The sequence below is a fragment of the Stenotrophomonas sp. STK16_22 genome, assembly GCF_051984505.1.
Lineage (GTDB): Bacteria > Pseudomonadota > Gammaproteobacteria > Xanthomonadales > Xanthomonadaceae > Stenotrophomonas > Stenotrophomonas maltophilia_A.
On the sequence record NZ_CP196972.1, the window covers coordinates 3,145,857 to 3,160,140 of the forward strand.

10 protein-coding genes are annotated in these 14,284 nt (G+C 65.0%); 1 reads left to right on the forward strand and 9 read right to left on the reverse strand.

The window, feature by feature from the left end; genetic code table 11:
- Positions 1-2: 2 nt before the first annotated feature.
- From ACSYAO_RS14745 to ACSYAO_RS14785, 9 genes are all read right to left on the reverse strand, one after another.
- Positions 3-3,170 (reverse strand): discoidin domain-containing protein, encoded by a 3,168-nt coding sequence (locus ACSYAO_RS14745; RefSeq protein ID WP_149909183.1) that lies wholly within the window; start codon positions 3,168-3,170, stop codon positions 3-5.
- Positions 3,167-4,003 carry a carbohydrate ABC transporter permease gene (locus ACSYAO_RS14750; RefSeq protein WP_440565834.1) on the reverse strand — a complete coding sequence of 279 codons (837 nt, stop codon included), beginning with the start codon at positions 4,001-4,003 and terminating at the stop codon, positions 3,167-3,169. The genes ACSYAO_RS14745 and ACSYAO_RS14750 overlap by 4 nt, the downstream gene beginning before the upstream one ends.
- A complete protein-coding gene (locus ACSYAO_RS14755) occupies positions 4,000-4,881 on the reverse strand; it encodes a carbohydrate ABC transporter permease (RefSeq protein ID WP_032129770.1) in 882 nt (293 codons plus the stop codon). The genes ACSYAO_RS14750 and ACSYAO_RS14755 overlap by 4 nt, the downstream gene beginning before the upstream one ends.
- The gene (locus ACSYAO_RS14760; RefSeq protein WP_149909182.1) at positions 4,878-6,218 is read right to left on the reverse strand and encodes a sugar ABC transporter substrate-binding protein; all 1,341 of its coding nucleotides are present in this window, start codon (positions 6,216-6,218) and stop codon (positions 4,878-4,880) included. The genes ACSYAO_RS14755 and ACSYAO_RS14760 overlap by 4 nt, the downstream gene beginning before the upstream one ends.
- A 4-nt stretch (positions 6,219-6,222) precedes the next feature.
- Positions 6,223-7,827, reverse strand: coding sequence for a glucoamylase family protein (locus ACSYAO_RS14765; RefSeq protein ID WP_032129772.1), 1,605 nt, complete (start codon positions 7,825-7,827; stop codon positions 6,223-6,225).
- Between the two features lie 251 nt (positions 7,828-8,078).
- Positions 8,079-11,165: a TonB-dependent receptor gene (locus tag ACSYAO_RS14770; protein WP_049401101.1), complete on the reverse strand. Its 3,087-nt coding sequence runs from the start codon at positions 11,163-11,165 to the stop codon at positions 8,079-8,081.
- A gap of 76 nt (positions 11,166-11,241) precedes the next feature.
- Positions 11,242-12,279 (reverse strand): LacI family DNA-binding transcriptional regulator, encoded by a 1,038-nt coding sequence (locus ACSYAO_RS14775; RefSeq protein WP_032129774.1) that lies wholly within the window; start codon positions 12,277-12,279, stop codon positions 11,242-11,244.
- A 149-nt stretch (positions 12,280-12,428) separates the two neighbouring features.
- On the reverse strand, positions 12,429-12,704 hold the full coding sequence (locus ACSYAO_RS14780) for a BolA family protein (RefSeq protein ID WP_434060509.1): 276 nt from the start codon (positions 12,702-12,704) through the stop codon (positions 12,429-12,431).
- Positions 12,701-13,000 (reverse strand): YciI family protein, encoded by a 300-nt coding sequence (locus ACSYAO_RS14785; protein ID WP_032129789.1) that lies wholly within the window; start codon positions 12,998-13,000, stop codon positions 12,701-12,703. The genes ACSYAO_RS14780 and ACSYAO_RS14785 overlap by 4 nt, the downstream gene beginning before the upstream one ends.
- Positions 13,001-13,375: 375 nt before the next feature.
- Between ACSYAO_RS14785 and ACSYAO_RS14790 the strand changes: the two genes are divergently transcribed.
- Positions 13,376-14,281 (forward strand): segregation and condensation protein A, encoded by a 906-nt coding sequence (locus ACSYAO_RS14790; RefSeq protein ID WP_006456456.1) that lies wholly within the window; start codon positions 13,376-13,378, stop codon positions 14,279-14,281.
- Positions 14,282-14,284: the final 3 nt, after the last annotated feature.

Below are 14,284 nucleotides of genomic sequence, written 5' to 3' on the forward strand. Positions count from 1 at the left end.
CGTTACTGCCCCTTGCGCTCGGCGCGGCGCACTGCGCTCGGTATGTCGATCTCAACCCGCGCCGGCAGCTGGTGCACGTGCAGTTCCTTGTTGACCCACTCGGCTGCTTCGCCGTTGATACTCGCCTCGCCCGGATCACCGGCGTATGGCCACGGCAACACCACGCCTCCCACCGGTGGCACCAGGCCCGGCTGCACCTCCAGCACCAGCTGCTTGTCGCTGCGCTGCAGCCGGTAGTTCAGCTGGCCCTGCGGCGTACGCAGGCCCTGCACGGCGATGCCCTCACCCTGCAGCCATGACGACGGCACACCGGCGGCCAGCACCAGCGCATCGTCCATGTCGCGGTTGTAGGCAAACATGTCCAGCGCCGAGCGCACGAAGTCCGAAGCCACCCAAGCGTGTGGCAGGTCGCCAACAAAGAACGGCTTCCGCGGCGTACGCGAAACCACCTCGGCCCACTGGTTCCAGGCCTGCGGTGCGCGGTCCTTGAAGAAGAACTCGGTGGCCTGCCAAGCGCGATCGCGCCAGCCCAGGCGCACGAACGCGGCCACGTTGCGCCACTCGTACGGGGTGTAGTCCTTCCACTCGCGCTTGCCGTCGCGACGGGCAACGAACTCGTTCCAGTAACGTTCGAAGGTCGCCTCCAGCGCCTGCTGCGGCAACCTGCCCTGTTCGCCGCCCGGGGCCAGTGCGATGGTCGTCGACGTCGCGTCGAAGTCACCCAGCTCGGCCGAGCCCGGCAGGTAGTCGATGTTGTGCTGCTGCATCGCGGACAGCAGCGAGGCCTGCAGATCATCCCGGAACTGGTCGCGCGACTCGGCGATCTGCATCGCCTCGACCTTGCCCAGCTGGGTCGCCAGCAGGGCCGCGTCCTTGTAGCCGCGCAGTGCCCAGAAGTTGTCCCAGTACGAGTGCATCGGCTTGGCCGAATAGCCTTCGTGGCTGATCGAGGCCGGCATCATGCCGTAGAAGGCCGGGTTGCGTGCGCGGTTCTCCTCGGTGCGCTCGCTGGCGCGCAGCTGCTCCATGTAGCCGTAGGCGCCCTGCACATGCGGCCACATCAGCTCGGTGAAAGTGCTGTCGCCGGTGTAGCGCCCGTACTCGGCGATGCTGTAGATCAACTCGCCATGGCTGTCGTTCTCCGGCACCGGGTCGCTGCCGCGGGCATCGACGCAGCACGGCACCTTGCCGTTCTCGAACTGATACGGCGCATACCAGTTGATGTAGTCGCGCACCGCATCACTGCGGCCCATGCGCAGCAGGCCCTCGGAAATCATCGCGCCATCGCGGATCCAGCTGCGCGCATACGAACGCGTGCCCGGCTGCAGGCGTGGGCCGACGCGCGAGATCAGCATGTGCGCGACCGCGGTGCGCAGGGTATCCACCAGCGCCTGGCCCGCAGCCGGCACCTGCAGCGAGACCACGCCCAGCTTCTGCCGCCACTGCCCGGCCACCTGCGCCTGCGCCTTGGCCACGTCCAGCGCCTGCGGTGCCCAGCCACCGGTCTGTGGCAGCACCACCGCCACTTCACGGCTCTGCCCGGGCTCCAGCTTGATCGTGTACATCAGCGCACCCGACGCCATGCCGGTGCTGTCCTTCACCGCTGTGGTCGCCGGGTACGTGCCGCTTTCCAGATGCATCGCATCAAGCTTGCCGTCGAACGTACTGGCAAAGCGCGCGTCCGGCACCTGCAGCGGGTAGATGCGCGGCTCACCGTTGACCCGCACCAGCTGCTCACCCACGTCCAGTGCATCGATGCGGCTGAAACCACCGACGGTGTTGAGGAACTGGGTGGGCGGGTTGACCTGCCACGGGCGGATCGCCAGCGCCAGGGTGTACTCGTGCGCGACCTTGTCCGGATTGCTCAGCCGGTAGCGGCCGATCAGCTGCGCGCGCTCCGGCGTACCCTGCACGAAGCTGGTCACTGCCAGGCCGACCTTCTCATGCACCCAGTCGACGTTGGCGATCGGCAGGTAGTGATCCTGCAGCGACTGGGTGATGGCCACCTTCGACCAGTCCAGCAGCTTGCCATCGAGGCGGATGAACGGCTCGATGCTGAAGCTGCCCTTGGCCGGCTCCAGTGCGCCATCCTCGCTGATCAATGCCTGTTCCTGGCCACCATCAAGGCCGAGCAGGGTCCAGTACGGCTGCTCGCCCACATAGGCACGAGGCAGCGAGCCGCGTGGCAGGTCGGCGGCGACCGAGGACAGGAATGCGTTCGGGGTGGAAGCAAAGGCCAGCGGCTTGAGCGCGATGTCGCGGATGCCGTAGCGCCAGTTCGGGCCGTCCTGCAGATCGAAGCGCACGTAGCGCGCATCGGTGTCCGGCAGCGCCAGCCAGTCGCGGCCACCGGCACCACTGGTGACTTCGCGCACGGTGCGCCAGTCGCGGCCATCCTCGGAGGTGCGCACGGTGTAGCGGCGGGCTTCCAGGTTCGGCAGCCAGTCGATCACCGCACCACCGATCTCGCGGCTCTTGTGCAGGTCCAGGCTGATCGTCTGTTGCTTGACGCCACCGCTGATCCAGAACGTATCGCTCTTGCCGTCGATCATGCGGTCCTGCAGCGCGGTGGCGGTATCAGCGATAACCGACGGCACCAGCGCCGAGTCATCCTGGGCTGGCAGGCCCTGCAGGGTCAGCTTGTCGAAGCACACTGTGCCGCGGCCGCCGACCTTGCTGTAGATCGTGAACTCGACCGAGGCGCTGCGTGCCATCTCCTTTTCGGGCGACGGCCCCCACGCCTTGTCGATCTGGCGACGGCGATACTCGACCGGCGTCCACGCCTTGGGGAAACTGTAGCCGGGACGATTGACCCACCAGACGTTGTCGCCGCTGGCATCGATCAGCTTGAACTGCAGGTCGTTGCCCGGTGAATCACCGCGCAGCTGGAAACCGAAACGGTAATTGACCGGGTATTCGATGTTCAGCGCGCGGCGGATGCCGACGTAACCGGAGACATCGTGGAAGTCATAGTCCAGGCACAGCGCGCGGCCACCACCGGCGCCGCTGACCGGCCGCAGCGAACCGCTGACCTGGTCGGACAGCACCAGCTTCCAGGCTGCGATGTCGTCGAAGTCGTCCAGCACCTTCGGTGCCGGCAGCGCCGGTGGTGCGGCGATCGCCAGGGAAGTCCACAACAGGCCCAGTCCAACGGCGATCGCTCGCTTCATCCCTTGACGCTCCCCAGCAACAGACCTTGGATGTAGTACCGCTGCAGCACCAGGAACAGCGCCAGCACCGGGACCACGGTGACCACCGCGCCAGCCATCATCATTTCCACGTCCATGATGTGCTCGCGCGAGAGGGTGGCCAGCGCCACCGGCAAAGTGTAGTGCTCCTGATCGGTCAACACGATCAACGGCCACATGAAATCGTTCCATGCGCCCATGAAGGTGAAGATCGCCAGGGTCACCAGCACCGGCTTGAGCATCGGCAGCACGATCTGGAAGAAGATCCGCAGCTCCCCTGCCCCGTCGATGCGGGCCGCTTCCAGCAGTTCGTCAGGAATGGAACGCGCGTACTGGCGCACCAGGAAGATGCCGAACACGCTGGCCAGCGCCGGCACGATCACGCCGCCGAAACTGTTGACCAGACCGAGCTGCTTCATCAGCAGGAACAGCGGCAGCATCGCCACCTGGGCCGGAATCACCAGCGCCGCCATCAGCACCTGGAACATGCGCTCGCGGCCGACGAAGTTCAGCTTGGCGAAGGCATAGCCGGCCATGGTGTTGAGCAGCAGCGAACCCAGGGTGATGCCGACCGACACCAGCAGGCTGTTGGCGAAGTTGCCGCCCATGCCGGTGCGCGCGAACAACTCATGGTAGTTGCGCGTGGTGATGCTGGACGGCAGCAGCGGCGGCGGGAAATGGGTCGCCTCGCCCTGTGGCATGAACGAAACCGAGAGCATCCACAGCAGCGGTGCCAGGCTGACCAGGGCCAGCACCAGCAACGCACCATTGATCAACCACGGGTACCAGCGCGACTGGCCGATTTCACGACTCATACCAACTGCCTCTTGCGGCCGAAACGCAGCATCACGGTGGTCACCGCCAGGATGATCAGGAACAGCAGGAACGCCACTGCAGAGGCGCGTCCCAGGTTCCACCACTTGAAGCCTTCCTCGAACATGAAATACAGCACGCTGACGGTGCTCTGCAGTGGGTCGCCGCGGGTCATCACGTACGGTTCGGCGAACAGCTGGAAGTAGCCGGACACGGTGATCACGCCGACCACCAGCAGCACCGGGCCGAGCATCGGCAGGGTGATGTGCAGGAACTGCTTCCAGCGCGAGGCACCGTCGATGCGGGCGGCCTCGTACAGGTCATGCGGGATGGCCTGCAGGCCGGCCAGGAAGATCACCATGTTGTAGCCGAAGTTCTTCCACACTGCGAACAGCATGATGGTCGGCATCGCCCAGTTGGGATCACCCAGCCAGTCGATCGGGCTGATGCCCAGGTGGCCCAGGCCGTAGTTCACCAGGCCGTAGCTGGTATGGAACAGGTAGCGCCAGATCACCGCCACTGCCACCAGTGTGGTCACCACCGGCGCGAACAGCGCGGTGCGGAACAGCGCCTTGAAACGCGCGGCAGGTGCATTCAGCAGCATCGCTGCGCCCAGCGACACGCCGATCGACAACGGCACGCCGATCAACACGAAGTAGGTGGTGTTCCACAGCGACTTCCAGAACATCGGCGTCTGCAGCAGATCGATGTAGTTGCCGAGGCCGACGAAGCGCAGGTTGCTGCTGTCGGCCAAGGCATACAGGTCGAAATCGGTCACGCTCAGCGCCAGCGCCGAGGCGACCGGCAGGCCGAAGAACATGCCCAGCACGATCAGCGAGGGACCGGCGAAAACCCAGCCGGCAAGCGAGGTACGTTTCATTGCGCGCTCCCGGCGGCCACGGCACTGCTCGATTGCGGCGACGGCACGCGCTGCTGCAGGCGTTCTTGTTCATGCATCCAGCGACGCTTGGCCAGCACCTTGTCCACGCGCTGGTCCAGCTCTTCCACGGCCTTGTCCTGCGCCAGGCCACCACGCACCACCTTCTCGGTGACGATGCGCATTTCCTGCACGATGCGCTCCCACTCAAGCACCTTCGGCGTCGGCTTGACCCGCTCCAGCTGGTCACGGAACGCAGCGGCCAGCGGATCGTTGGCCAGCGACGGCGCGTTCCAGGTACTGCGGCGCGGCGGCAGGTCGCCGATGATCGAATGGAAGCGCGCCTGGATTTCGGGTCGCGACAGGAACTCGATCAGCTTCCACGACGCCTCCTTCTGCTGCGACTTGCGGAAGATCACCAGGCTGGTACCACCGGCAATACCGGCGCCCGGGCCGTCCGGACCCGGCAGCGCGGCCGTACCCCACTGCCCTTCCAGTTCCTTCGGCTGCAGCTTCTTGAACTCGCGGATGTTCCAGGGGCCGGAAATGTAGAACACGTTGAAGCCACGGAAGAACTCATCCCAGACGTTGGAAATCTGCGTCTCGGACATCTTCGGCGCCCAGCCCTGCTCGAACATGTTGGCGTAGAAGCCCAGCGTGCGACGGAAGCCCGGGCTGGCGAAATTGCCACGGGTGTCGTCGTCGCGCAGCAGCGGATCGGGCTGCTGCAGCGCCAGCGACAGCTGCTGCTCGAACTCGTTGATCGGCATCAGCACCGCATAGCGGTTCGGGCCCTGCATGCGCTTGATCGCCGCCATCTGCTCGTCCCACTCCTGCCAGGTGCGCGGCGGGTGGTCGTAGCCGGCCTTGGCCAGCAGGTCCTTGCGGTAGTAGATCAGGCGGGTGTCGACGTACCACGGCACGCCTACCAGTTCGCCGTGGATCACATTGGTATCCCAGATGCCCTGGAAATAGTCCTTCGGGTCGACCACGGACGAACGCTGCACGAACGGCTGCAGCGGCGTCAGCGCGTCCAGTTCGGCGAACTCCGGCACCCAGGTGTTGCCCAGCTGGCACACGTCCGGCAGGCCGTCCGCGGCGAACGCGGTCAGCAGCTTCTCGTGCGCGGCGGTCCACGGAATGTTCTGCACATCCACCTTGATGCCCGGATTCTCGGCCTCGAATTCATGGATCAGCTCGCTGACCACCTCCGCCTCGCGGCCCATTGCCCAGAAGCGCACGGTGGTGGTGCCCGGTTCGGTACGGGCGCAGCCGGCCACGGCCAATACGGCCAGGGCAGGCAGCGCCCAGCGGCGCAGGCGGTCGATCCAGTTCGGCATCGGGTTACTTGCCCTGGCCTGTATTGCGGTTGGCATTGTTCTTCTGTTCCTGCGCGGCAGCCGCGCGTGATTCGGCGATACCCACCGCGCGTGCCGCCGCGGCCTTTTCGTCTTTCTGCAGTTCCAGCGGCTGGAACGAACCTTCCGGTGCCAGCCAGCCACCGCTGAACCCGGCCCGTTCCAGGCCCTTGCGGATGTACGGGTTCTTCTTCATCACTTCCCAGACGAAGTCATCGCGGTAGTTGGCGATCATGGTCAGGATCGGGCCCTGGTCGATGGCGATGTAATCGCTCGCGACCCAGCCGCGATCCGGCACCAGGCGGCCGGTCTTGATCGGGATGTCGTAGTTGAAGCTGGGGTTGAACGAATCGAGGAAACCGTAGCTGGAATAGATGTAGTCGCCGTAGCGCTTGTGCATTTCCAGCGTGGCCGGGATCACCTGCTCGGGCGCGAACACCACCGAGGCGATCGCGGCGGTGGGGGCAATGGTGCCGTCATCGAAGTTCTCGCGCAGGCCGGCGCCGCGCGAGGAGTAGTGGCGGAACTGGCGCTGCTCGCCGCGGTACTCCTGGGTGGTGTTCTGCGGGCCGTCGCTGGCGGTCAGGCCCCATACGTTCTCGCCATAGTCCTTCCACTGCATCGGGTTGGCGATGGCGTACTCGCGCTGGGCCAGGGCAGCCGAGCGGCTGTTGAGGAAGTAGGTGCTGCCGCGCTCGCGCATGTACGCGTCCTGGATGTCGCGGAAGTCGATCCAGACATGGCTGTACTGGTGGCCGAACAGCGGGCCGAACGACAGGTATTCCTGGCCCTGGTAGACGCCCCAGTCGTTGTCGTAGGTGCGCGTCCACACTGTCCACGCATCCGGGCTGACCGGGTGCGTCGGCGAACCCAGGGCAAGGATGTAGACCATCATCGCCTCGTTGTAGCCCATCCAGTCGTGGTCGATGAAGCCGCTCTCCGGGAACCAGCCCATCGAGATCAGCGGCGCACGCTGCTGCAGCCACGGCCAGTCGACCTTCTTGTACAACGTGTCGGCGATCTGGCGGATCTCCTTCTCTCGCGGATCGTCACCGTCGTAGTACGACTGCGCGAACAGCACGCCCATCATCAGCAGCGCGGTATCCACCGAGGACAGTTCAACCCAGCTGTCGTAGCGACGCCCTTCCTGCATGTCCAGGAAGTGGTAGTAGAAACCCTTGTAGCCGGCCTTGCCGGTGCGCTGCGGGCCCATCGGCACGTCGCGGAAGAACTTCAGCGTGGTCAGGGTGCGGTCGATCGCCTGGTTGCGGCTGACCCAGCCGTTCTCGATGCCGATCGGATAGGCGGTCAGCGCGAAGCCGACCGAGGCGATGCTGGCGAACGGTCGCGACGGATAGCGGTCCGGGGTCAGGCCGTTGATCTCGTTGGTGGTATCCCAGAAGAACTGGAAGGTACGCCGCTCGATGTCATCGAACAGCGGCGGCAGCACCGGCTTCATCGGCCGCGGCGGTGCGTCGGCCTCGATCAGGATCACCGGCGGCCGCGGCTTGGCAGGTTCCTGCTGGGCCGGCTGGCAGGCGGCCACGGCCAGGCTCAACGCTGCGGCGGACAACAGATGGCGTGCCTGCATGGCGCGATTTCTCCGGTGGTCTGATCGATGGGAAAGCATACCGTCCAATGATCTGAAATCGTTTACAAGATGCGTTCTGAAAAAACCACGAAAAACGTGGTTTGACACCGCGATCATTGCCCATGCCGCTGCCGCCTGGCCGGCAGCGGCATGGGCAATGGACCGGCACGGGGCCGGCCATTGCCTTTTTTCTTCCTGCCGATGCCGCCGGCGGAGCGGCGGCATCGGGGTATTGCTTCAGGCGGATCCCCTTAGAAGCGGAAGCCCACTTCGGCCTTCACCTGACGCGGGGTACCGATCACATCGCCGGTCTCGTTGTAGCTCACCAGCAGCTTGCCATCGCTCTTCACGTAGTTCAGGTTCGAGAAGTTGTCGAAGTTGAGCACGTTGATGATGTCGATACGCGCATACAGCTCGGTATCGCCGGCCAGCTTGAAGGTCTTGGTCGCCTGCAGGTCCAGCGAGCGGTAGCCGAAGATCTTGCCACCGAGCAGGAAGCGGCCATTGCCACCCGGAGTACCCGCGGCCGGAGTCGGCAGGCAGTTGGCAGTGCCAGCCTGCGCGATGCAGGACCAGTCATTGCCCGGGGTAGGCGTGGCCAGGGTCAGCTTGCCACCAAAGGTGATGCCCCAGAAGCCGTCATACGAGCCGGTGACCACCAGGCGATGGCGCGGCGCGCCGTTGGACTTGATGGTCGGGTACTCACCGATGGTGCCGCGATCGAACGAGTAATGCTCGTTGATGTTTCGGTTGTGACGCGCGTTGGTCCAGGTATAGGCGATCGAGGTGCCCCAACCGCTTTCCTTGCTGTACGGCTTCTGCGCCGACAGCAGCACCTGGGTGGAACGGGTCTTGATGCCCTGCTGGCCGATGATCAGGCTGCCGAAGCCCGGAATGTTGCAGTTCCACGGCTGGCCGTAGGTCGGCTCCTTGGCACCACACAGCATCTGGTTATCGAAGAAGTTGCCGTTGTTGAAGCGGTTGCCCAGGGTGAAGGCGAACCCATCATAGGTCAGCGTGCGAGAAATCGTCGCGTCGGTCAGCCACTCACCGAACTGGTTGCTCATGCCCAGGCTGAACTGGTCGGCGTACGGCACCTTCATGTTGTTGTTCAGCAGATCGACTTCCATGCCTTCATTGCTGGTGGAACCCAGCAGTGCCTGCACGTTCTCGATGCCGTTCATCAGGTTCGGGTTCCAGTCAAAGCACGGAGTCTGGCCGTACATGCAGTTGCCGGTGGCCGGGTTGCGGAAGTAAACGGTCGGCTGCGGCAGCGCCAGCTTGGTGGTTTCCAGTGCCAGGTTGTCGAACAGGTCGCGGTCATAGGAACGGCCGGCGCCACCATGGAACACGTGCCGTTCGTCGGCATTGACGTCATACGAGAAGCCCAGGCGCGGCTGCCAGGCGTTCTTGAAGTTCTTGCGGTTGTGGCCGGTGCTGATGTAGTCGTTGACGTTCAGCCCGCTGAGCGCCAGCGTCTGCGCATAGGTCTGGGACACGCCCGCCGGCGCGTTCGGATCCTGCGAGAACAGGGCCTTCACGACCTCCGGCGGGGTCACGAAATCGGTGTAGACCGGGTTCTTTTCGTAGTCCCAGCGCAGGCCGATATTCAGCTGCAGGTGGTCATTGACCTGCCAGTCGTCCTGGATGAACAAGCCGATCTGCTTGACCTTGGCGCGCACTTCGGACTGCACGCCGGTGACGCCGGTGCTGGCCTTGGTGAACTGCGCCTTATACGGCGTGCTCGAGGGGAACGCCGGGTTGTCGATGGTGTAGGAGAACTGAGGGTTGATCTGCGCCGCGTCGGAAGCGTACAGGTCGATCTGCTTGTACTTGGCGCCCATCTTGATGGTGTGGTCGCCCGCCCACTGCAGGCCGTCCAGGGTCAGGTTGTCCTCGATCGCCCAGCCCTTCTGGCCCTTCACCTGCGAGGCGAAGGCATCAGCCGCGCCAACCTGGACGAGCGTCTTCTCCTGCGGGCGGTTGGCGTCCGAGTCGCCGAAATCCGGTGCGGTGTAGATGATGCCGTTGCCCATGGTCAACGGCAGCGGATTGTTGAAGGCCTCCTCGTGGGTCACCATCAACTCGTTGTAGAAACGCTCACCGCTGTGGTTCCAGCGCAGCGCATAACGGCGGTCGGTGTTGTCCACGACCTTGCCGTGTACCTTCGCGGTCTGGCCACTGAACTGCTGCTGGGTTTCGTCGCGGTCCTGGAAGGTCAGTTCGATGCGATCGTTGTCAGTCGGCTCGAAGTCGATCTTGGCGAAGATCAGGTCCTGCTGGAACGGCTGGCTGGCCGGGCCGAGACCTGCGAGACCATCGGCGGGCAGATTGGCGGCCGACGGAGTGACGGCACCGTCCGGCGCGATGGTCACCGGCAGATCGAAGCGCTTGGCTTCATAGGTGACGAAGAAATGGGCCTTGTCCTTGATGATCGGGCCACCCAGCGCGAAGCCGTATTCCTTCTCGGCCGAGTCTTCCTTGCTCTTGCCCGGCTGGCGTTCGGCCGGGGTCATCGCACGCATGCTTTCGTTGGTATAACGGTAGAAGGTCTCACCCTTGAACTCGTTGGTACCCGACTTGGTCGCAGCCGTGATCGCGGCGCTGGACACCTGGCCATACTCGGCCTTGTAGTTGCCGGTGATGACCTTGTACTCACCGATGGCCAGCTGCGGGAACGGGTTGCCCGCGCTGCCGGACTGGCCGGAGATGCCGCCACCCTTCACGTAGCTCTTCTGGCCCACACCATCGATATAGACGTTGGTGCCGTCGGAGTTGGTGGCACCGCCACGCAGCGAGGTGTTGCCCTTGGCATCGCGGGTGAAGATCATGCCCGGCACCGCGTCGGCGAACTCCAGGAAGTTGCGCGAGACCTGCGGCGTGGTCTGGATCTGCTGCAGGCTGACGGTCTTGCCGACTTCGGACGTGCGCACTTCCTGCAGCAGGGTCGGTGCGACAACGTTGACGGTGTCCAGGTTGGTGGCCGCGGTCGAACCCGGGGTGCTGCTGGCGGCACCGGCGAAGTTCAGGGTAGCAGTCGAGGCCACGGTGACGGTGACCTTCTGCGACTGGCCGTTGGCGACCACGTCATAGGTGCCCGGGTCCAGGCCCATCAGCGAGTAGCTGCCATCGGCACGGACGGTGCCGCGACGGACGGTGCCGGTGGCCAGGTTGGTGGCGGTCACTTCGGCGCCGGCCTGGGCGCCGGAAACCTGGCCGCGCAGGCTGGCATTGGCCGACTGCGCCATGACGTTCGGAGCGGCGGCCAGCATCAGGCAGCTGACCAGTGCGGTGCTCAGCAGCCGGCGTGCCGGCGTGCGGAAGGTGGTATGCATCATCAACTCAATCTCCGGGTGGCGGTGACCGCTCGCGCGGTCCCTGCGATCAATCAAAAAAGAAGGAACGCCTCTGGCTTCAATGGCCCGATGGCGGAGTGGTGGAATCGCGAACTATCAAGCGGGGAACCAGGGTCTGCTTGTCCCCTGTCCCGTCCGTGGAGGTGCCGTCCATCAACTGCAGCAGGCGCGTCATGGCCCGGTCGCCGAGCTCGGCGATGCTGACCTGCATGGTGGTCAGCGACGGGTGGACGAAACGCGCCAGTGGAATGTCATCGAAACCCGCCAGGGCGACATCTGTCGGAACACGGACACCGGCCTGCGTGAATGCATACAGGCATCCCAAGGCCATCATGTCGTTGGCGGCGAACACGGCATCAGGCAGCGCTCCGGCTGCCAGCAACTCCTGACCGGCGCGATGGCCGGAAGCTTCGTCGAAATCACCGGGCAGCTCGATGCCCTCGGCGCCACCGCCAAAAGCCGCCAGCGCGTCACGGAAGCCGCGCAGGCGCTCGCGCGCGTCGAAGTTGAGATCCGGGCCAGAAATGAAAGCGATACGACGGTGGCCGGCGTCAAGCAGATGGCGGGTCATCGCCATCGCACCGGCATGGTCGTCGATGCTCAGCACCGGGTGGTCCTGCCCGGGCAGATAGGTGTTGATCAACACCGTCGGCAACGACTGCGGCAGGTTGTCGGTCAGGAAACCGGGGCTCTCGGCATAGGGCGAGAGCACCAGCAGGCCGTCGACGCGGCCGCGCATGGCGCGCAGGGCCGCGCCCTGCTGCTCCTGGTCACCGTGGTAGCTGGACACCAGCAGGTGCTGGCGACGGCTACGGGCGACATTGTCGATGCCACGCATCAGTTCGGAGAAGAATTCGCCGTACAGGTCAGGCAGTACCACGCCCACCGTATTGGTGCGGCGGCTGCTCAGGCTGCGGGCGGCGGCGTGCGGGGTGTAACGCAGCCGTGCGGCCACCTCCAGCACAAGCTGGCGGACCGGTTCGGCGACATTTTCATGCCCGTTGAGCGCGCGGGAAACCGTGGCCACGGAGACCCGGGCTTCGCGAGCGACGTCTTTGATTGTGATAGCTGCCTTGTTCACGAAGCCGCCCTCCACGGCTTGGACCTACCAGCATTGGCGCGGAATGTAAGCGTTTCCATCTGGGCTTGTAAACAGTCCGTTAGGCGAATGTCCCGAAATGGACATGGAAATCTGTCTGCAGCGAGCCCCCGCAGGGACCCGCCAGGACAGCGTGGGACAAGGGCTCAGCCCTGTTCTGACGGGGTCTGCGCGCGGATGGACAACGCGTGGATATCGGTCTCCATCATCGTCCCCAGCGCGGCGTACACCGCGCGATGCCGGGCCAGCGGGCCCAGTCCGGCGAAGCGTTCACTGACCACATGTACGTTGAAATGGCCGCGGCCATCGCGCGCACCGGCATGGCCGGCGTGGCGATGACTGTCGTCCTCGATCTCGAGCACGCTTGGCGCCAGCGCATGCTGCAGCGCATCACGCATTCGCGAGATCCGTTCCGCGTTCACGGCAACACCTTCCGGAACGGTCGCACCTGCACGCGGGTGTAGACGCCGGCGGCCACGTACGGGTCGGCGTCGGCCCAGGCCTGGGCCTGCAGCAGCGACTCGAACTGCGCGATCACCACCGAGCCGCTGAAACCGGCCGGGCCGGGGTCTTCACTGTCCACCGCCGGGCAGGGGCCGGCCAGCAGCAGGCGTCCCTCGTCGCGCAGCGCGTGCAACCGCGCCAGGTGTTCCGGCCGCGCCTGCAGCCGCTGCGCCAGCACATCCTGGCCGTCATACCCTTCGATCACATACCACACCGGCATTTCCTCGCTTGCGTTGTCGGGTCCGCAGATTCTAGCCAATGCGGCCCCTGCCCCGGCCCGGCTGGACACTGGCGCAACAAAGGCTTACCCTAGACTCCATTGCACGTGGCTGGATGCAGCAGCCCGTCGGTTTTTGCGGCCAACGCAGCCCCCGACGACCGTCCCGCTGCTTCAAACCGGACCACCTGGCCGGGCCACGTAGACGACCTCCCCGTAGTTCCGTCGCTGCCGTTTCCTGCGGCGCGTCCTGCTGTTTGATATGTGTGGAATCGCGCCGATCCCGGCGTGTCTGGTGCCCTGGGGCTCCGTGGCGTTGGCCCGGCGAACCCGGTGCCGCGACTGGTCCGTTGCAATCCTGATGTCCATTAGATGACTTCCGAACTCGCGCTCGACGCGAACCCGCCAACCCGGCCGCCCGCCCCCCAGCAGCAGGAAATGCCGCTGGCCGTGGTGCATGGGCAACCGGTCCTGCAGATTCCGCAGGACCTGTACATTCCGCCGGACGCGCTGGAAGTCATCCTGGATGCCTTCGAAGGCCCGCTGGACCTGCTGCTGTACCTGATCCGCCGCCAGAACCTGGATGTCCTGGACATTCCCGTCGCCGAGATCACCCGGCAGTATGTGGAATACATCACCGTGATGCGCGAGCTGCGCTTCGAGCTGGCCGCCGAGTACCTGGTGATGGCCGCGATCCTGGCCGAGGTGAAGTCGCGCATGCTGCTGCCGCGCCCGGTCAGCGAGGAAGGCGATGAAGCCGACCCGCGCGCCGAGCTGGTGCGCCGGCTGCAGGAATACGAACGTTTCAAGCAGGCCGCCGAGGACATCGACGCCCTGCCCCGCCAGGACCGCGACACCAGCCTGGCCCATGCCTTCATGCCCGAACGCGCTACGGTGAAACTGCCGCCGCCGGTGGACCTGAAGGAGATGCTGCTGGCGCTGCACGACGTGCTCAAGCGCGCCGAGCTGTTCAGCGGCCACGCCATCAAGCGTGAGGCACTGAGCGTGCGGCAACGCATGGGCGAAGTGCTGGGACGCCTGGAAGATGGCAAGTTCTATCGTTTTGAAGGCTTGTTCACGGCCGAAGAAGGCAAGCTGGGCGTGCTGGTCACGTTCCTGGCGGTGCTGGAACTGGCCAAGGAACAGCTGCTGGACATCGTCCAGGAAGAACCGCTGGCGCCGATCTACGTGAAATCGCTGGCCGCCGGCAACACCAACGCCCCGCTGCAGTTCAGCAGCGAGTTCGACGACAACGACGCCGCCAATGCAGACGAGTGAGCG

Excerpts from the sequence above, each read along its gene's own strand:
- ACSYAO_RS14745 (WP_149909183.1), bottom strand. The coding sequence starts at position 3,170 with ATGAAGCGAGCGATCGCCGTTGGACTGGGCCTGTTGTGGACTTCCCTG.
- ACSYAO_RS14750 (WP_440565834.1), bottom strand. The coding sequence starts at position 4,003 with ATGAGTCGTGAAATCGGCCAGTCGCGCTGGTACCCGTGGTTGATCAAT.
- ACSYAO_RS14755 (WP_032129770.1), bottom strand. The coding sequence starts at position 4,881 with ATGAAACGTACCTCGCTTGCCGGCTGGGTTTTCGCCGGTCCCTCGCTG.
- ACSYAO_RS14760 (WP_149909182.1), bottom strand. The coding sequence starts at position 6,218 with ATGCCGAACTGGATCGACCGCCTGCGCCGCTGGGCGCTGCCTGCCCTG.
- ACSYAO_RS14765 (WP_032129772.1), bottom strand. The coding sequence starts at position 7,827 with ATGCAGGCACGCCATCTGTTGTCCGCCGCAGCGTTGAGCCTGGCCGTG.
- ACSYAO_RS14770 (WP_049401101.1), bottom strand. The coding sequence starts at position 11,165 with ATGATGCATACCACCTTCCGCACGCCGGCACGCCGGCTGCTGAGCACC.
- ACSYAO_RS14790 (WP_006456456.1), top strand. The coding sequence starts at position 13,376 with ATGACTTCCGAACTCGCGCTCGACGCGAACCCGCCAACCCGGCCGCCC.